Genomic DNA, 18,009 nt, shown 5'->3' with positions numbered 1-18,009 from the left:
GTCCGTCATCCGACCATCCGCTAGGGCATGTTGGCGGATCGATATGCGATAATGTGCGGCGAGGTGTCGCGTCATCCCCATACGCGGCATCAACCCTACCTCCTCGGCGCTCGCCTACAGGCGACAAGCCGGGGACGACATTTCGTGAAGGAGGTTTTCCGTGTCCGATTCCAAGATCGTCAAGTTGGTGGATGAGTCGACCAACCGCAGCAGTGAACTGCCCCTGCTCAGCGGCACGCTAGGTCCCGCATGCATCGACATCGGAACGCTGTACAAGGACACCGGCCATTTCACCTATGACCCGGGTTACGGCAGCACCGCCAGCACCAAGAGCGCCATTACCTATATCGACGGCGACGAAGGCGTGCTGCTGTACCGCGGTTACCCGATCGAGCAGCTGGCTGAAAAGTCGAACTTCCTGGAAACCTCCTACCTGCTGCTCAATGGCGAGCTGCCGACCAAGGACCAGTTCTCCAAGTTCGAGCACGACATCACGCATCACACGATGATGCACGAGTCGCTGAAGGACTTCTTCAAGGGCTTCCACCACGACGCGCACCCGATGGCCATGCTGGCCGCGTCGGTGGCTTCGCTGTCGGCCTTCTACCACGACGACATCGACGTCGATAACGCGGACGACCGCAAGCTGGCTGCGATCCGCCTGATCGCCAAGATGCCGACGATTGCCGCTGCCTGCTACCGCTATTCGATCGGCTGGCCGTTCCGTTATCCGCGCAACAACCTCGAGTACGTCGACCGCTACCTGCACATGATGTTCGAAGTGCCGAGCGAGCCGCTGGAGATGAGCCCGGTTGCCGCCAAGGCGCTGGACCTGTTGTTCATCCTGCACGCCGATCACGAGCAGAACGCCTCCACTTCGACCGTTCGCCTGGTCGGTTCGACCGGTGCCAACCCGTACGCTTCCATTGCCGCCGGCATCACCGCGCTGTGGGGTCCGGCCCATGGTGGCGCGAACGAAGCCGTGCTGAAGATGCTCGAAGAGATCGGCACGGCCGACAAGGTCGAAACGGCCGTCAAGCGCGCGAAGGACAAGAACGACAACTTCCGCCTGATGGGCTTCGGCCACCGCGTGTACAAGAACTTCGATCCGCGCGCGAAGATCATCCGCGAGATGTGCCACAAGGTGCTCAACGAGCTGGGCGTCAACGACCCGCTGCTCGACGTGGCCATGAAGCTGGAAGAAGCGGCGCTGAAGGACGACTACTTCGTCGAGCGCAAGCTGTACCCGAACGTCGACTTCTACTCGGGCATCATCTACAAGGCGCTGGGCATCCCGACCGAGATGTTCACCGTGATGTTCGCCATTGCGCGTACCTCCGGCTGGATCTCGCACTGGATCGAACAGCACGAAACCCCGGGAGCGCGCATCGGCCGTCCGCGCCAGATCTACACCGGCGCCGATGTGCGCAACTATGTGGCGAGCGACAAGCGTTGATCGGGTCGTTCATCGCATGAGAAAAAGCCCCGGGTTTCCGGGGCTTTTTTTGTGGGTCTTGGCAAGATCGTGTCGCGCACAGGGTGCGCTCCCACAACGGCCCTCACCCCTGTGCGCGACAGGCCTGTCAACGAAGCGCTGACGACAACATTCTCTCGAACTCGTCGTCGTTACCCGCCGTCGCCACCAATTCCTCAACCGCGGCCAGTGATGCACGCCGCATCGGCTTCTCATCGATGCGATCCAGCGGCGCCTGTTTCAGCGCGTCGCGGGGCAGCACGGTGATATCGAACGGCAGCCCGTCGGCGGCAAACAGCAGCACCGGATATTCCTCCTGCTCGTCGCGCGTGGTGCGCAGGCGGCGCGTCTGCTGGGTGATCGGCACGCCGCGTTCCTGCAGGAACAGCACCACGTTTTCGGCGGTGTCGCTGAAGACATGCAGGCAGACGGCGGAATGGGCATCGGCGGTGCCTTCGAGCACGGCGCCGACCAGTCGCGGATCGAAGCGGTCGAGGAAGCGCATGGCTTCCACCGCGGCCTCGCGCCGTTCCTGCAGCAGTTGGGGCTGGGATTCGGCGTGGAAGATGCGCTGGTGTTCCCTCAGCGCGTCTTCGATTTCGTTGTTGCGCGGCAATGCTTGCGCATCGAGGATGCCCAGCCGCTCGGCGGCTTTGATCTTGGCGTGGTGGAAATCGCGGATGCCATGCTCGCTCATCAGTCGCGCCGCTTCCTGGGCGACGCGAAGACGATTGCGCTGAAGGCGATCCTGCGCGTGGATGCGATGGTGCTGACCTCGTGCCATGCCTCATTCCTCCGGCAATCTGGCGCCCTTGTCGGCGGGCGCGAGCGGCAGTGCGGTAAGTGGAGCGAATCCGCGCTGCCGACGTTTAGAAGATGTCGTAGGCGTGCTGCTGATCCTGGTCCTCCTGCTGCTGGTTGGCCTGGTTACGCAACCGGTCCACGTCCTCCACCTTGAAGTACTCGGACATGACATTGGTGTCGTCCGCGCCGGCGGGCAATCCGCTGGAGCGGTCGATCTGTACCGTAGTGATACCGGGCGGCATCGGCAAGATGCCCGCGGCCTGATCCTTCAACACCGTGCCCATATAGGACATCCAGATGGGCAGGGCGGCCTTGGCGCCGAACTCGCCCTTGCCGAGCGAGCCGAAGTCGTCGAAGCCCACCCACACCGAGGTGACCAAGTTGCTGTTGAAGCCGACGAACCAGGCGTCGCGGTGGTCGTTGGTGGAGCCGGTCTTGCCGGCCAGGTCGGTGCGGCCCAGCTTTGCCGCCGCCGCGCCGGTGCCTCGCTTGACCACATCCTGCATCAGCGAGGTGACCAGATAGTCATTGCGGACCTCGATCACCTGCGGTGCCAGCACGGGCGGGTGAGCGCTGTCGCCGTGGGCGTCGGCCGGAAGCACGGCGTCGCCGACGCCAGCCAGGCTGCCCGAGGTGGCCGGGGCGCTGCCGGCGCTCCCCGCGGTGGCGACGGTATTGCCCGGGGCGGCGCTGGCGTTTGCCGGCGGTGGACCCGGCGGGCGCGTGTCCAGCAAACGCTCGGCACAGGTGCGGCAGGCGCGGGCCGGGTTGGCTTGATAGACGGGCTTGCCGTCGCGGTCGTCGATCTCGCTGATGAAATACGGCGTCACCAGGTAACCGCCATTGGCGAACACGCTGAAACCGCGGGCCATGCTCATCGGCGACACCGAGGCCGTGCCCAGCGCCATCGACAGGTTGCCGGGCAGGGAATCGAGGGAGAAGCCGAAGCGGGTCGCGTAATCGCGGGCGAAGCGCACGCCGATCGCGTCGAGCAGGCGCACAGACACGAGATTCTTCGACTGCACCAGGGCCTCGCGCAGGCGGATCGGGCCGTCGAACTTGTCGTCGTCGTTGGAGGGTGTCCACAGGCCGCCCGGACGCGACGGGTCGGGCAGGGCGAGCGGCGCGTCATTGACGATGGATGCCGGCGTGAAGCCGCGTTCGAACGCCGCCGAGTAAATGAAGGGCTTGAAGCTCGAACCCGGCTGGCGTGCCGCCATCACGGCGCGGTTGAACTTGCTGCGCAGGAAGTTGAAGCCGCCGACCAGTGCTTGCAGCGAGCCATCCTCGGGATCGAGCGAGACCAGCGCGCCCTGGACGCCCGGGATCTGGGTGAGCAGCCACTCGCCCTTTTCATCCCGGGTGACGCGGATGATGTCGCCGCGCTTGAGCACCGTGGCGACGCTCTTGGGGGTGGCGCCGACGCGGGTGTCGTCGATGCGCGGGCGCGCCCATTCCACCGATGCCAGGTCGAGCTTCACCTCGTCGCGGTTGGCCAGGTAGACGCTGGCCTCGGTGGGCGAGACCTGGGTGACGATGCCCGGCTGCATGCCGGAGATGTCGGTGTAACCGGCGAGCGCGCGTTCCAGCTCATCGGTACCGGCCTCGGCGGCCAGTTCCTGGTGTGCCTCGGGACCGCGCCAGCCATGGCGATGGTCGTACTCCACCAGGCCGGCCCGGACCGAGTCCACGGCCGCCTGCTGGCGCATGCTGTTGACCGTGGTCTTCACCACGTAGCCTTCGGTGAGGGCGTCGTTGCCCAGGCGGTCGAGCACCTGCAGGCGGACCATTTCCGCCAGGTAAGGGGCATCCACCTCGATCGCCGGCTCATGCGGCGACGCATCGAGCGGTTCCTCGATGGCCTGGTCGTACTCGGCCTTGGAGATGAAGCGGTTTTCCAGCATTTGGCCCAGCACCCAGTTGCGGCGGGCCGTCATGCGCTTGGGGCTGTTGAGCGGGTTCACCAGCGAGGGCAACTGGAAGGTGGAAGCCAGGGTGGCGCATTCGGCCACGGTGAGCTGGTCCAGCGTCTTGCCGTAGTAATAGGAGGCTGCGGCGGCCACGCCATAGGAGCGGTGGCCCAGGAACATCTTGTTGAGATAGAGCTCCAGGATCTGGTCCTTGCTCAGCTCGCTCTCCATGCGCAGGGCGATGAAGATCTCGGTCAGCTTGCGCGAATAGAGCTTTTCCGGGCTCAGGAAGAAGTTGCGCGCCACCTGCTGGGTGATGGTCGAGCCGCCCGAGCCCTTGTCGCCGCCCGAAGCCAGCACATGCCAGCTGGCGCGGGCGATGCCGTGCCAGTCCACGCCCGGATGCTGGTAGAAGCTGGCGTCCTCGGCCGCCAGCACGGCGTGCTTGAGCCGGTCGGGCACCTGGCCCATCGCCACGGGGATGCGGCGGGTCTCGCCGAAGCTCGCAATCAGCTTGCCATCTGCCGACAGCACTCTAAGCGGCACCTGCATGTGGTAGTCCTTGAGGACGGCCACCGAGGGGAGACGGGGGGAAATAAGCCAGTAGGCCACGCCGATCGCCGCAACGCCCAGCAGCAAACCCGTGAAAGCCAGGACCAGGATCCAGCGCAGCAACCGCTTAAGAATTTGCATGATTTGGGTGTTTGCGAGACGTGAGTCAAAACAACGCAGAGTATAGATGTAGCAGTATCCACGGCATGAACCGAGCGTGTCACAGCAAGAACTAGGCCAGCGGCTCATTCGCTCAAGCTGTGGATGCCGTCACGCGAATGAGTCGAGAAAAAGCTCGTAGGCCGTTGCCAATACGTTAATTTTTGGATTAAATGCCAGTGCGCATCAGACCAATCTGAGTCTGGGCGCTCAGGGGCAAGGGGGAAAATCGTGGGGCTCTTTACACCCAAGAAGCCGCCGCTTGTTGGCGTCGACATCAGTTCGACGGCCGTCAAGTTGCTGCAGCTCAGCCAGGCCGGCGGTCGCTATCGCGTGGAACATTACGCGGTTGAGCCACTGCCCCCCAACGCTGTAGTCGAAAAGAATATTGTCGAGGTCGAGGCCGTGGGTGAGGCGATTCGGCGCGCGTTGGCGCGTTCGGGTTCCAAGCTCAAGCACGCCTGTGCCGCCGTGGCCGGTTCGGCCGTGATCACGCGCGTGATCCCGATGCCGAGCGAGCTGTCCGAGGACGATTTGGAAGGCCAGATCCAGGTCGAGGCCAACCAGTACATCCCGTACCCGATCGAGGAAGTCAGCCTCGATTACGAGGTACTCGGTCCGGTACGCGACAACCCTGAAATGAACAACGTGCTGCTGGCCGCATCGCGCACGGAGAACGTGGACATGCGCGTGGCCGCGCTCGATCTGGGCGGTTTGTCCGCCAAGGTGATCGACGTCGAAGCGTTCGCCATGGAAAACGCGTTCGCGATGGTGGCCGACCAGTTGAACGTCGGCCGCGACGCGCTGGTGGCGGTGGTCGACATCGGCGCCACCATGACCACGCTGTCGGTGCTGCGCAACCAGCGCACCATCTATTCGCGTGAGCAGGTGTTCGGCGGCAAGCAGCTCACCGACGAAATCATGCGCCGCTACGGTCTCTCCTACGAGGAAGCGGGCCGTGCCAAGCGCAAGGGCGGCCTGCCCGACTCCTACGAGAGCGAGGCACTGGAGCCGTTCAAGGAATCGCTGGTGCAGCAGATCAGCCGCTTGCTCCAGTTCTTCTTCGCGGGCAGCGAATACAGCAAGGTCGACCAGGTCGTGCTGGCCGGCGGCTGCGCATCCATCGACGGCATCGGCCCGATGCTCGAAGAGCAGCTCGGGGTGCCGTGCGTGGTGGCCAATCCGCTGGCGCGCATGTCGCTCTCGCCTCGCGTGCAGGCCCAGTCGCTGGCACAGGACGCCCCCGCGTTGATGATCGCGGTCGGCCTCGCGCTGAGGAGCTTTGACTGATGGCACACATCAACCTACTTCCGTGGCGCGTCGAGCGCCGCAAGCAGCGCGAGCGCGAGTTCTTCATGCAGCTGGGCGCCGCCGCCGTGGTGGCGGTGCTCGGCGTGCTGGTGTGGTACGGCTGGATGGACGGTCGGATCAGCAGCCAGAACGATCGCAACGTCTACCTGCAAGGCGAGATCAAGCAGCTCGACGAACGCATCACCAAGATCAAGGACCTGGAAAAAGTCCGCGAAAGCCTGCTGGCGCGCAAGCAGATCATCGAGCAACTGCAGGCCAACCGCTCGCAGATGGTTCACTTGTTCGATGAGCTGGTAAAGACCATTCCCGCCAGCGCGCGTCTCAACGGCCTGAAGCAGACCGGCGAATCGATGACGCTCGACGGTGTGGCGCAGTCCAACGCCAGCGTGGCCGAGTACATGCGCAACATCGAGTCGTCGCAGTGGATGGGCCATGCCGATCTGCGCAAGACCGAGAACACGCATGGCGACAGCCGCCTGCCTTACGCGTTCGGACTGGATGTGGCGCTGAGCCGGCCCAAGTCCGACGAGAACGGCGAGGGCGCCGGCAGCGATCACGGCCCGGCAGCTGCCAGCTCGGCGGCGCCGCAGCCAGCCGCTGCCAATGTCACCCAGCCCGCCAAGGCAGCCACCGCGGCGGCAGTGCCGGCGCAACCGGCAAAGCCTGCCCCTGCTGCCAATGGAGGAGCGAGGTAATGAAATTCCTCCAGGAACTGCAGAGCCTCGATCGCAACAACATCGGTGGCTGGCCCAAATCGGTAAAGATGTTTTTCACCGGCTTGCTGATCGTCCTGATCGTGCTTGCCGGCTGGTACTTCCTCGTCAGCGACCAGCAGGACACGTTGCAGTCGGCGGTTTCCAAGGAAGAGCAGCTGAAGAAGGAGTTCTCCGAGAAGCAGGCCAAGTCGGTCAATCTCGAGGCGCTCCAGCAGCAGTTGGACGAAATGCAGGACATGCTGCGCCAGTTGCTGCGCCAGCTGCCCAGCAAGACCGAGATGCCCGAACTGCTGATCGACATTTCGCAGACCGCGCTTTCCGCGGGTCTGGAGACCGAACTGTTCCAGCCGGGTCCGGAGTCGCCGAAGGACTTCTACGCGGAGAAACCGATCCAGTTGCGCATGGTGGGCACGTACCACCAGTTCGGTACGTTCATCAGCGGCGTGGCTTCGTTGCCGCGCGTGGTGATCCTGACCATGCACGATGTGTCGTTGACGCCCAAGAACAAGGATCCCAAGGGTGGCGCTGCCGCCAACGGGTTGCTGGTACTGCAGGGTACGGTCAAGACGTATCGCTACCTGGATGAAGACGAAAGCGCGTCGGCCAAGGCGGCGAACGCCAAGTCCACGCACGGCAAGCCGGCCGCGAAGACGGGAGGGCAGAAATGAGCAAGTTCGCTGCCATCAGGCCTGCTTCCATGAGGAACGCCTTGCTGGTGATGTGCGCCGTCCTGACCCTCGCCGGTTGCAGCGGGCAGGACGACCTTCACCAGTGGGTCGCGCAGGAAAAGCAGAAGAAGGGCGCGCCGATCCCGCCGTTGCCCGTCATCAAGACGTTCGAGACCTTCCAGTACAACGACCAGGACAAGCGCGATCCGTTCAGCCCGAGCACGGCCGAACTCCAGACCAACACCAACTCGGGACCCCGGCCGGACGAAAACCGCGCCAAGGAACCGCTGGAGATGTTTGCGCTGGACAGCTTGAAGATGGTCGGCACCGTGGGGAGCGGTGCAGGCATGGAAGTGCTCGTGAAGGATCCCGGTGGCGTAATCCACCGTGTCCATCGCAACGAATACATGGGCCAGAACTATGGTCGGGTCACCGCGGTAGGCGAAGACCACATCGACCTGGTGGAACTGGTGTCCAACGGCAACGGTGGCTGGATGGAACGTTCCGCCAGCATCGCGCTCAGCGAGAAATAAGAAACAGGGGCTGATGCAATGACCAACCAATTCAAAACCGTTCGGGGCCGTGTCATGCGCCAGGCAAGCCGTTACATGGTCGTGGGTCTGCTGACGCTGGGCGCTGCCTGGTCGAACGCTGCTGCCGCCGCTACCAGTACCCTGAAGGACATCAGCTACGACGCGCTGCCCGGTGGCCGCGTCGAGCTGCATCTGAACTTCGCCCAGGGTCCGGTGCCGGAACCGAAGATATTCACCACCGGCAATCCACCGCGCATCGCGGTCGATTTTCCGGATACCGATAACGCGGCGGCACGCCATCTCGATATCGGCAAGGGCGCCACGACGGGCGTATCGGCGGTTTCCGCCGGTGGCCGCACCCGCGTGGTGATCGAACTGGTGCGCGACTCCACCTATCGCTCGCGGGTCGAAGGCAACAGCCTCGTACTCACGGTGAACAACGGCACGGATGCGCAGACCACCACGACGGCATCGAACATCGATCCGTCCAAGGCGCTGCCGTCGATGGCCAGCGGTCCGGCGGTGTCCAACATCGACTTCCGTCGCGGCCCCAACGGCGAAGGCCGCATCCTGATCGACTTTAGTGCTCCCGGCGCCAGTGCCGACATGAAGCGTCAGAACGACAAGGTCATCGTGGACATCAGCCACGCCAACCTGCCCGCCAACCTGGCACAGCGCCTGGACGTGCTCGATTTCGCCACGCCGGTGCAGTCGATCGTGACCAAGGCCGGCGGTGCCGGTGCCCACATGGAAATCAGCGTGAAGGGCCAGGTCGACACGTCGGCCTACCAGAGCGGCAACCAGTACGTAGTGGAAGTGGCACCGAAGAAGAAGGATCCGAAGGCCGAGGCCGCCGCGGCCAAGGGCCAGGAGCCGGTCTACACGGGCAACCGCGTGACCTTCAACTTCCAGGACATCCCGGTGCGTTCGGCGCTGCAGTTGCTGGCCGACATCTCCGGCCTGAACCTGGTGGCCTCCGATACCGTGGGCGGCAGCGTCACGTTGCGACTGGTCAATGTGCCGTGGGATCAGGCGCTCGACGTGGTGCTTCGCGCCAAGAGCCTGGACAAGCGCCGCAACGGCAACGTGATCTGGATTGCGCCGCAGGAAGAACTGGCCAAGTACGAGCAGAGCGTGGCCGATGCCCGCATGAAGGCCGAGGACAATTCCGAGCTCGTCACCGACTACGTGCCGATCAGTTACGGCAAGGCCAAGGACATCGCCAAGCTGCTGACCACCGGTGCCCAGCAGAGCCAGGGTGGCGGCGCTGGTGGCTCCAGCAACGCCTCTCGTGGATTCCTGTCCACCCGCGGCAGTGTGTCCTTCGACGAGCGTACGAACACCCTGCTGATCAACGACAACCCACAGAAGATCCGCGAGCTGCGTGCGCTGATCGCGGTGCTGGACAAGCCGGTGCAGCAGGTGTTGATCGAATCGCGCATCGTGATAGCGACCGACAACTTCACCCGTGAACTCGGTGCCAGGTTCGGTGCGCAGGGTGTACGCACCAACCCCAGCGGCCAGCAGATTTCCACCGGCGGCACGACCACCGCTGCCGGCACGGCCGGCGGCATCAACGTGAATCTGCCGACGGCCGACCAGGCGGCGGGCTCCATCGCTCTAGGCATCCTCGGCAAGAACTACGCGCTGGATCTCGAACTCCAGGCCGCACAGACCGAAGGCCGTGGCGAAGTGATCTCCAGCCCGCGCGTCATTACCGCCAACCAGCAGGAAGCGGTGATCCGCCAGGGCCAGGAAATCGGTTACGTGACCTACCAGAACAGCGCCACCGGCGCAGCGGGCAGCGGCACGGCCACGGTGCAGTTCAAGGACGCCGTGCTCGAGCTGAAGGTCACCCCGACGATCACCTCCGACAACCGCGTTTATCTGATGATCAACGTGAAGAAGGACGCCCTGGCGGACTTCATCACCGTGCCGGGCAGTGGCCAGGTGCCGCAGATCGACACGCGTGAGATCAACACCTCGGTGCTGGTCGACAACGGTCAGACGGTGGTGCTGGGCGGTATCTACGAGATCACCAAGCAGAACAACGCGACCAAGGTGCCGGGTCTGGGCGACATCCCGGGTCTGGGCATGCTGTTCCGCACCACCAAGCGCGAAAGCGACAAGGCGGAGCTGCTGATCTTCGTGACCCCGCGCATCCTGAGCGAAAGCCTGCAGTAAACGCGGTCTGGCACTCAATACGGCAAGGGGCGGCTTCGGCCGCCCCTTTGCTTTTCGGGCAGATGAGGCCGGCCGCCGATGGGGGCCGGAAGTCATGGGTATTAAACTTCCGGGGCCGGTTAAGGTCTGTGGTTACGTTCAACCCCTGGATTCCCCGATGGACATGCCCGAGGCTTCAACCTCTTCCCCCCTGCAGCAGGCGTTTTTGCGCGTGCGCGATGAATTGCAACGCAGCGTCATCGGTCAGCCGCACCTGATCGACTGCCTGCTGGTGGCCTTGCTGGCCGACGGCCATCTGCTGGTCGAGGGCGCGCCCGGCCTGGCCAAGACGACCGTGGTGAAGGCGTTGGCAGGCTGTATCGAAGCCGATTTCCACCGTGTGCAGTTCACGCCCGACCTGCTGCCCGCCGATCTCACCGGCACGGACATCTTCCGCCCGCAAGCGGGCAGCTTCGAGTTCGAACGCGGTCCGCTGTTCCACAACATCGTGCTGGCGGACGAGATCAACCGCGCGCCCGCCAAGGTGCAGTCGGCGCTGCTCGAGGCGATGGCCGAGCGCCAGATCACCGTCGGCCGCAGCACCTGGCGCCTGCCCGACCTATTCATGGTGATGGCGACACAGAACCCGATCGAGCAGGAAGGCACCTTCGCGCTGCCCGAAGCGCAGCTCGACCGCTTCGTGATGCATGTGACCATCGGTTATCCCGATGCGGCCGCCGAACTGGCGATCCTGCAACTGGCACGCGAACAGGCCCGCAGGAGCCTGCATCCGCTGCCGGTCTCGCGTCCCACCCTGAGCCAGACCGACGTCTTCAACGCCCGCGATGCCGTGCTCGACGTGCACATGGCGCCGGCGCTGGAGGAATACATCACGCAGCTGGTGCTGGCCACCCGCGAACCCGGTGTCTACGGCGCCGAACTCAAGCGCTGGATCGCCTGGGGCGCCAGCCCGCGAGGCACCATTGCGCTGGATCGTTGCGCCCGCGCCCACGCGTGGCTGGCCGGACGCGACTACGTGCTGCCCGAAGACGTGCATGCCATCGTGCACGAGGTATTGCGTCACCGCGTGCTGCTCAGCTACGAGGCGGAAGCCGAGGGCGTGCGCAGCGACCAGGTGATCCGTCGCGTGCTGGATCTCGTGCCATTGCCGTGAACGCCGTTGTCGACAAGCCGGTGGACGGCGATGGCCGAACGCGCGTTCGCCTGGCGGAACTGATGGCCTTGCGTGCCCGCGTGGCCAAGGCGGCGCTGCCGCGGCTGGAAAGTCGCGCCATGCGCGCTGGCCAGCAATCCAGCCGTCTATACGGCCGAGGCATGGACTATGCCGAATCGCGTGTCTACCAGCCTGGCGATGATGTGCGCCGTCTCGATTGGCGATTGACCGCCCGTAGCGGCCGGCTGCATACGAAGTTGTTCCAGGAAGAACGCGAGGGGCAGTTGCTGATCCTACTGGATGCGCATGAGAGCATGCGTTTCGGCACGCGCGTGCGTCTGAAATCGGTGCAGGCCGCGCGCGCTGCCGCGTTGGCGGCGTGGTACGCGGTGCGGGCGGGCGAGCGCGTGGGGCTGATGTCCTTCGGCAACGGTCACAGCATGTTGCGGCCGCAGGCTGGCACGCGCGGTGCGCTGGCGGTGTGTGGCGCGCTGGCCGACTGGGATGCGAACTATCCGGCCCTTCCTGGCGAGCCGCTATCGGATGTGATCCTGCGTGCCGCGCGCTTGATGCATGGCGCCAATCGAGTGCTGTTGATCAGCGATGGACTCAGCTGCGACGAGGCGGCGCGCGGCCGCCTGCTCGATCTCTCGCACAAGGCAGGCATTCGCGTGCTGGTGGTGGCGGATGCCCTGGAACTGGGCCTGCCGCCGGCAGGCCGCTATCCGATGGAACACGACGGCACCCGGCGCGAGGTCGCGCTGTTTGGTGAGCGCCAGCGCCGTGAATTCCAGCAGGCACTGGGTGCCGGCCAGACGCGGCTCAACGCGATGGCGCAGGCGCTGGCCTTGCCGCATGTCACCATCGATACCGCGGCCGATCCGCTCGACGCCGTGATCTCGCTGCTGGCCCCCGGAGTGCGCCGATGAACGCGCCGGCTGCCACGCCACCGAACGGGCCGGTGCTGCGCGATATCCATCTGCCGCCCCACCCGTCCTGGTGGCCGCTGGCGCCCGGTTGGTGGTTCCTGACGGTGCTGGCGCTGCTGGCCGTGGGTTTGGCGATCTGGTGGTGGCGTCGTCAGCGGCGCCGTCATGCGGAAGAAAAACAGGTGCTGGCGGAAGTGGATCGGGTGCTGGCGCTGTGGCGTGAACAGCCGCAGGCGCTGGCATCCGGCCTGCACCAATTGCTGCGCCGTGGCGCATTGCGTATCGATGCCACCGCCGCGCAGCAGCGTGGCGACGCCTGGCGGCAGACTTTGGCAACGATGACGGTTGACCCAGGCACACTCGGCCAACTGGATGCCCTGGAAGCGGCGATGTACCAGCCCGGCGCACCGCTGGACGCCGATGCCGCCGCCAGCGCCACGCGCCGGTGGCTACAGCTGGCATGGCGCAAACGAGTTGAGGTGCGCCCGTGACCGAGTTCGTATGGCCATGGGTGATCGTGCTGGCACCGCTGCCGTGGCTGTTGCGCTGGTGGCTGCGGCCGGCGTCGCCCGGGCAGGCGCTGCATCTTCCTCATCCGGGCGTGCATCTGGACACGCCGGAGCGGCAGGGCCGCGGCGGCTGGCGCACCTGGTTGCTGGTGCTTGCATGGCTGGCCTTGCTGGTCGCCGCTGCGCGGCCTCAATGGGTGGGTCCCCCGCAGGCACAGCAGCGCAGCGGGCGAGCGCTGATGCTGGCGGTCGATCTTTCCGGAAGCATGCGCGCCGAGGATATGCAGTTGAGCGGTCAACCGGTCAGCCGCTTCGGTGCCGTGGAAGCGATTGCCGGCGATTTCATCGCGCGTCGCAGCGGCGATGAAATGGGGCTGATCCTGTTCGGCAGTCGCGCCTTCCTGGTCACGCCGCTCACCTACGATCTGCAGGCCGTGCGCGCGCAGCTGCAGGGCGCCGCCGTAGGGCTTGCGGGCACCGAGACCGCCATTGGCGATGCGATCGCCGTGGCAGTGAAGCGCCTGGCGGGTTTGCCGGAACAGGCGCGCGTGGTCGTGTTGTTGACCGATGGCGTGAACAACGCCGGCAATATCGCGCCGCTCGATGCGGCCCACGCCGCGCAGGCCGCGGGCGTGCGCGTCTATACCATCGGCATCGGTGCGACGGAGATGAGCGTTCCCGATCTGTTCGGCACGCATACGGTCAATCCTTCCGCCGATCTCGACGAAACCATGCTGCGTTCGATCGCCACGCAGACCGGCGGCCGTTATTTCCGCGCCACCGATTCGAGCCAGCTTGCCGATGCCTACCGCGCCATCGACGCACTGGAGCCGATGCCGCAGCAGGGACCCTCGCTGCGACCGCGGCACGAGTTGTTCCGCTGGCCGCTCGGCTTCGCCGTCATCCTCTGGATGCTGGCGTTTGCGCCGCGCCCGCTCCGCCGGGAGGCCATGGCATGAGCGAGGCCTTGCAGCAGATGCATTTCCTGCGCCCGTGGTGGTTGCTGTTGTTGCTTGCGCTGCCGCTGCTGGTGGTGCTCGCAACCAGGCGCCAGGGCGCGCGCGATCAGTTGTCGCGGCTGGTCGATCCGGAATTGCTGCCGTTCCTGTTGAAGGGCCATGCGGTGCGTAGGCGTGCGTCGCCCTGGCTGTTGGCGTGCGGATGGACGCTGGTCACGCTGGCGATGGCGGGGCCGACCTGGAGCCGCGTGGCGCAGCCGCTGTATGCGAAGCGGGCCGCACAGGTGGTGGCGGTATCGATGTCGCAACACATGCTGGCGCGCGACGTGACACCCAGCCGGCTGGACCGCACACGCTACAAGGTGCGCGATCTGCTCACGGCCAATCACGATGGACTCAATGCCCTGATCGCCTATGCGGGCGAGGCGTTCGTGGTCGCACCACTGACGTCGGACGCTTCCGCGCTCAACGAACTGCTCGACGCACTGTCGCCCGACACCATGCCGCTCGATGGCGACGATGCGGCCAAGGCCATCGAGCGGGCCGTCTCCTTGATTCACGATGCCAAGGTCGGCGGCGGCTCGCTGGTGTTGGTCACCGACGATGCCGATGCCGATGCGCAGGCGGCGGCGCGCAAGGCGGCGGCCGCAGGGGTGCGTGTGTCGGTGCTTGGCATCGGCACGTTGCAAGGCGGACCGGTGCCGCTGTCCGACAACAGTTTCCAGCGTGACGCCCAGGGCGGCGTCATCCTGGCGCGGCGCAACGATGACAACCTGCGCGCCCTGGCCGCCAGCGGCGGTGGCCAGTACGTGGCCATGACCGACGACGATCGGGACATACGCGCTCTTGCCAGCGAACTGAGCGCGAGCGGTCCGGAGACGCTGGCCACGGATCTGCACGGCGACGAATGGCAGGATCGTGGCCCATGGTTGTTGCTCGCGTTGTTGCCACTGGCGGCGGCATCGTTCCGGCGCGGCTGGTTGATGCTGTTGGCGCTGGCGTTGCTGCCGGCGATGCCGGGTACCGCGCAGGCGGGCGCATGGAGCGACCTGTGGCGTCGCCCGGATCAGCAGGCCGCCACGGCGCTTCAACAAGGCAACGCCAGGCAGGCGCAACAGCTCGCGCGCGATCCGGCACTGCGTGGCGCAGCGGCTTATCGCGCCGGCGACTACGCAGCAGCAGGCAACGACCTGCGTTCGCTGCCCGGCACCGATGCCCAGTACAACCTCGGCAATGCGCTGGCCAAGCAAGGCAATTATCAGGCGGCGCTGGCGGCGTACGACCGCGCGCTCAAGGCCGATCCGCACAATGCCGACGCGAGCGCGAACCGCAAGGCGGTGGAGGACTGGATGCGGCGCCAGCCGCAGCATCCGAAGAACGACAACGGCGCCAAGGACAACAAGGGCAAGGCAGGCGACGGCCCATCGACCACGCCGCCCGAGAATGCGCAGGGTCAGTCGGGCCAGCAGGGCGACAAGGACAAACAGGACCAGGGGCAAGGCAAGCCCTCGCAGGATGCGCACGGCGACGCCCAGGGCAACGGTGGCAATCCGCAGAGCGAACAAGGCCGCAACTCGCCGATGGATCATCCGTCCGACAAGGACTCGGCAGGCCAGCCGCAAACGCCCGAGCAGCAAGCCGAGCAGCAGGCGCGCCAGCAGCAGGCGCAGCAGGCGCTGCAGAAGCAGATGGACGAGGCGCTGGGCAAATCGCCGGGCAAGGACAAACCGCAGAACGGCGCGCACGAGCTGGGCGCGATCGAAAAGGACGATGCGCAGTCGAAACTGCCGGCCGACGTGCGCCAGGCGTTGCAGCGCGTGCCGGACGATCCGGGCGCGCTGTTGCGGCGCAAGTTCGAACTCGAATACCGGCAGCGCCACGGCGGCGCGTCGTCATCAGAAGGTGATTCGCAGTGAAGTCGCGTTACCTGATCTTGCTGTCGTTCTGTCTTGCCTGCGCATGGCCGCTGCTGTCGCTCGCCGCCGATGTCACGGCAACGCTCGACCGCAACCGCGTGGAACTCGGTGAAACCGTCACGCTCAACCTGCGCGCCAGCAGTGGCGCGATGGCGGCCACACCCGATCTCAGCGCGCTGTCGCAGGACTTCGCCGTGCTCGGGTCGTCCAGCAACACCAGCCTCAGCATCATCAACGGGCAGCGTTCGTTGCAGGTGACGGTGGGCGTGGCGCTGCGCCCGCTGCATGTGGGCACGCTGCACATTCCGGCGTTGTCGTTTGCCGGCGGCACCACCGCGCCGGTCGATGTGGAAGTGCTGCCGCCCGATACGGCGGCGGCCGCGGAAGGTCGCAAGGACGTTTTCCTCGAGGCCACGATCGACCCGGCGAGCGCCTATGTGGGCCAGCAGGTGGTCTATACGCTGCGCTTGTTCTATGCCACCGACCTCACCAGCGGGGCGCTGGAGGATCCGCAGCTGCCGGGCATGGACTTCCCTCGGCTGGGCGGTGAAATCAATTACCAGGCCGAGCGCGGCGGTCGCCGCTACAACGTGATCGAGCGTCGCTATGCCGCCACCTCGCAGCGCGTAGGCCACCTGCAGATTCCCTCGGTCGCCTTTCAGGGCGAGTCGGTCGACATGGCCAACCCGGATGCCTTCTTCGGCAACGGCACGCCGATCACTGCCTCGTCGCCCACGGTGGCTTTCGACGTGCGTCCCGCGCCGGCCCAGGCCGCGCAGGGCGCCTGGCTGCCGGCGCGGTCGCTCAACCTCACGCTCGACGGCGGTCCCTCGCACGGCGACCTGCACGTGGGCGAGCCGCTCAACCTGGTGATGAACGTGCAGGCCGTCGGACTGCCATACGAAGCGCTGCCGTCGCTCAGCCTGCCGTCGCTGGATGGCGCCACGGTGTACCCGGACAAGCCCGTCAACGGCTCGCGCGTGGAGGGCCAGTGGTTGGTGGGGCGCCGCCAGCAGAGTTTCGCGGTGGTGCCCAATCGTCCCGGCACGCTCACCATTCCGGAGACCACGCTCACCTGGTGGAACGTGCTGGAAAACCATGCCGAGACCGCGCGTGTGCCGGCCCGGACGTTTACCGTCATGGGTGCCGCGGGTGCGCCTGCCGCGCCGCCAGCGGCAGTGCCTCAGGCCGACGCCGCTGCTGTCGTCCATCCCAGTGCCTCGACGGCGCCCTTGGCAGTGAGCGGAGGCGGATGGTGGCGCACCGTGGCCCTGGTCAGCCTCGCCCTGTGGGTGCTGAGTGTGCTGGCCTGGATGCTGTGGCGCCGTCGATCGAACAAGACCGCCGGGGCCGCCCCCTCGCCGGCCGCAGCTCAGGGTTCGCCATCGCGCCTGCGTGCGGCGTTCCTGGTCCAGGCGCGCGGCAGTGACGCCCCCGGGCAGGCCGCTGCCTTGCTGGCCTGGGCGCAGGCGGAGCGTCCTTCGCTGCGGAATCTGGGCGAATTGGCGCAGGCCCTGTCGGCCGGGCCCCAGCGCGAGGCCATCGAGGCCTTGCAGCGCAAACGCTACGCAGGCGCAGACGAACCAGGCCTGGGTTCGCGGCTGGCCGCCGCCTTCCGCGATGATGGCTTTGCCTGGCAGCCGGCGACTGGCTCCGCGGATGCCTCGCCGTTGCCGCCGCTCTATCCGTTCAGCTTGCGTCGCTGAGCGCCTCGCGCCAGATATCGGCCATGTCCCGCCCAAAGCAGCAAACCAGCACCTGCGAGGGGCCGCCCTCAGGCGCATCGAGCAGGCTGCGCAGGGCCACGCGCGCTGCCCGCTTGGGCGGATAGCCGTAAACCCCGCAGCTGATGGCGGGAAAGGCGATCGAGGCCAGGTCGTATTCGGTCGCCAGCGTCAGGCTGTTGCGGTAGCAACGGGCCAGTTGCTCGGGTTCGCCGCTGCCGCCGCCGAGCCATACCGGCCCGACGGTGTGGATGATGTACCGGGCGGTGAGCTCGAAACCGGGCGTGATACGTGCCTCGCCGGTGGGGCAGCGCACGCCGGGGCTGAGCTCGGGCAGGGCCTGGCAGGCCTCCAGCAGCCGTGGGCCGGCGGCACGATGGATGGCGCCGTCCACGCCGCCGCCGCCCAGCAGGGTGGGATTGGCGGCGTTCACGATGGCGTCCACATCCAAGGCGGTAATGTCGCTAACAATGATCTCTATGTTCATTGGCATTGGCTTCGTAAAATG

The 18,009-nt window shown here is 65.9% G+C and carries 15 protein-coding genes; 12 read left to right on the top strand and 3 right to left on the bottom strand.

All coding sequences use genetic code 11. The annotated features are described in order from the left end of the window. The first annotated feature begins 160 nt into the window (after window positions 1-160). Window positions 161-1,456 carry a citrate synthase gene (locus tag ISP20_RS16880; protein ID WP_204637268.1) on the top strand — a complete coding sequence of 432 codons (1,296 nt, stop codon included), beginning with the start codon at window positions 161-163 and terminating at the stop codon, window positions 1,454-1,456. A gap of 127 nt (window positions 1,457-1,583) precedes the next feature. Here ISP20_RS16880 and ISP20_RS16875 read toward each other — a convergent pair whose 3' ends face one another. After that, window positions 1,584-2,258 carry a hypothetical protein gene (locus ISP20_RS16875; RefSeq protein WP_204637267.1) on the bottom strand — a complete coding sequence of 225 codons (675 nt, stop codon included), beginning with the start codon at window positions 2,256-2,258 and terminating at the stop codon, window positions 1,584-1,586. An 85-nt stretch (window positions 2,259-2,343) separates the two neighbouring features. Beyond that, complete coding sequence (locus tag ISP20_RS16870; RefSeq protein ID WP_204637266.1) at window positions 2,344-4,881, bottom strand: penicillin-binding protein 1A; 2,538 nt, start codon at window positions 4,879-4,881, stop codon at window positions 2,344-2,346. A 249-nt stretch (window positions 4,882-5,130) separates the two neighbouring features. Here ISP20_RS16870 and ISP20_RS16865 point away from each other — a divergent pair, with 249 nt between their 5' ends. The 11 genes from ISP20_RS16865 (at window position 5,131) to ISP20_RS16815 (ending at window position 17,483) form a co-directional block, all read left to right on the top strand. Next, the gene (locus tag ISP20_RS16865) at window positions 5,131-6,189 is read left to right on the top strand and encodes a type IV pilus assembly protein PilM (RefSeq protein WP_204637265.1); all 1,059 of its coding nucleotides are present in this window, start codon (window positions 5,131-5,133) and stop codon (window positions 6,187-6,189) included. Further along, window positions 6,189-6,905 carry a PilN domain-containing protein gene (locus tag ISP20_RS16860; RefSeq protein ID WP_204637264.1) on the top strand — a complete coding sequence of 239 codons (717 nt, stop codon included), beginning with the start codon at window positions 6,189-6,191 and terminating at the stop codon, window positions 6,903-6,905. The genes ISP20_RS16865 and ISP20_RS16860 overlap by 1 nt, the downstream gene beginning before the upstream one ends. Then, window positions 6,905-7,594: a type IV pilus inner membrane component PilO gene (locus ISP20_RS16855; RefSeq protein ID WP_204637263.1), complete on the top strand. Its 690-nt coding sequence runs from the start codon at window positions 6,905-6,907 to the stop codon at window positions 7,592-7,594. Before ISP20_RS16860 ends, ISP20_RS16855 begins: the two co-directional genes overlap by 1 nt. After that, window positions 7,591-8,127: a pilus assembly protein PilP gene (locus ISP20_RS16850; protein WP_204637262.1), complete on the top strand. Its 537-nt coding sequence runs from the start codon at window positions 7,591-7,593 to the stop codon at window positions 8,125-8,127. Before ISP20_RS16855 ends, ISP20_RS16850 begins: the two co-directional genes overlap by 4 nt. Before the next feature lie 54 nt (window positions 8,128-8,181). Further along, entirely contained in the window at window positions 8,182-10,311 is a 2,130-nt protein-coding gene (locus ISP20_RS16845; protein ID WP_204637261.1) for a type IV pilus secretin PilQ, read from the top strand. Window positions 10,312-10,468: 157 nt separating this feature from the next. Further along, window positions 10,469-11,464 carry an AAA family ATPase gene (locus ISP20_RS16840; protein ID WP_204637260.1) on the top strand — a complete coding sequence of 332 codons (996 nt, stop codon included), beginning with the start codon at window positions 10,469-10,471 and terminating at the stop codon, window positions 11,462-11,464. Continuing rightward, window positions 11,461-12,393, top strand: a complete 933-nt coding sequence (locus ISP20_RS16835; RefSeq protein WP_204637259.1) for a DUF58 domain-containing protein — start codon at window positions 11,461-11,463, stop codon at window positions 12,391-12,393. Before ISP20_RS16840 ends, ISP20_RS16835 begins: the two co-directional genes overlap by 4 nt. Further along, window positions 12,390-12,884, top strand: a complete 495-nt coding sequence (locus ISP20_RS16830) for a DUF4381 domain-containing protein (RefSeq protein ID WP_204637258.1) — start codon at window positions 12,390-12,392, stop codon at window positions 12,882-12,884. The genes ISP20_RS16835 and ISP20_RS16830 overlap by 4 nt, the downstream gene beginning before the upstream one ends. Beyond that, window positions 12,881-13,861 carry a VWA domain-containing protein gene (locus ISP20_RS16825; protein WP_204637257.1) on the top strand — a complete coding sequence of 327 codons (981 nt, stop codon included), beginning with the start codon at window positions 12,881-12,883 and terminating at the stop codon, window positions 13,859-13,861. Before ISP20_RS16830 ends, ISP20_RS16825 begins: the two co-directional genes overlap by 4 nt. After that, window positions 13,858-15,777 carry a VWA domain-containing protein gene (locus tag ISP20_RS16820; protein WP_204637256.1) on the top strand — a complete coding sequence of 640 codons (1,920 nt, stop codon included), beginning with the start codon at window positions 13,858-13,860 and terminating at the stop codon, window positions 15,775-15,777. Before ISP20_RS16825 ends, ISP20_RS16820 begins: the two co-directional genes overlap by 4 nt. Beyond that, window positions 15,774-17,483, top strand: a complete 1,710-nt coding sequence (locus tag ISP20_RS16815) for a BatD family protein (RefSeq protein WP_204637255.1) — start codon at window positions 15,774-15,776, stop codon at window positions 17,481-17,483. Before ISP20_RS16820 ends, ISP20_RS16815 begins: the two co-directional genes overlap by 4 nt. On the opposite strand, the gene ISP20_RS16810 is transcribed toward ISP20_RS16815, so the two are convergent. After that, a complete protein-coding gene (locus ISP20_RS16810; RefSeq protein ID WP_204637254.1) occupies window positions 17,467-17,988 on the bottom strand; it encodes an O-acetyl-ADP-ribose deacetylase in 522 nt (173 codons plus the stop codon). The genes ISP20_RS16815 and ISP20_RS16810 overlap by 17 nt on opposite strands. Window positions 17,989-18,009: the final 21 nt, after the last annotated feature.

This window comes from Dyella kyungheensis (genome assembly GCF_016905005.1).
GTDB classification, from domain to species: domain Bacteria; phylum Pseudomonadota; class Gammaproteobacteria; order Xanthomonadales; family Rhodanobacteraceae; genus Dyella; species Dyella kyungheensis.
The sequence above is the reverse complement of the archived record's forward strand: the minus strand, read 5'-3'. Positions and strand labels throughout refer to the sequence as shown.

Coding starts and splice junctions, on each gene's coding strand:
- ISP20_RS16830 (WP_204637258.1), top strand. CDS start 12,390: ATGAACGCGCCGGCTGCCACGCCACCGAACGGGCCGGTGCTGCGCGAT.
- ISP20_RS16860 (WP_204637264.1), top strand. CDS start 6,189: ATGGCACACATCAACCTACTTCCGTGGCGCGTCGAGCGCCGCAAGCAG.
- ISP20_RS16810 (WP_204637254.1), bottom strand. CDS start 17,988: ATGAACATAGAGATCATTGTTAGCGACATTACCGCCTTGGATGTGGAC.
- ISP20_RS16850 (WP_204637262.1), top strand. CDS start 7,591: ATGAGCAAGTTCGCTGCCATCAGGCCTGCTTCCATGAGGAACGCCTTG.
- ISP20_RS16875 (WP_204637267.1), bottom strand. CDS start 2,258: ATGGCACGAGGTCAGCACCATCGCATCCACGCGCAGGATCGCCTTCAG.
- ISP20_RS16840 (WP_204637260.1), top strand. CDS start 10,469: ATGGACATGCCCGAGGCTTCAACCTCTTCCCCCCTGCAGCAGGCGTTT.
- ISP20_RS16845 (WP_204637261.1), top strand. CDS start 8,182: ATGCGCCAGGCAAGCCGTTACATGGTCGTGGGTCTGCTGACGCTGGGC.
- ISP20_RS16855 (WP_204637263.1), top strand. CDS start 6,905: ATGAAATTCCTCCAGGAACTGCAGAGCCTCGATCGCAACAACATCGGT.
- ISP20_RS16820 (WP_204637256.1), top strand. CDS start 13,858: ATGAGCGAGGCCTTGCAGCAGATGCATTTCCTGCGCCCGTGGTGGTTG.
- ISP20_RS16870 (WP_204637266.1), bottom strand. CDS start 4,881: ATGCAAATTCTTAAGCGGTTGCTGCGCTGGATCCTGGTCCTGGCTTTC.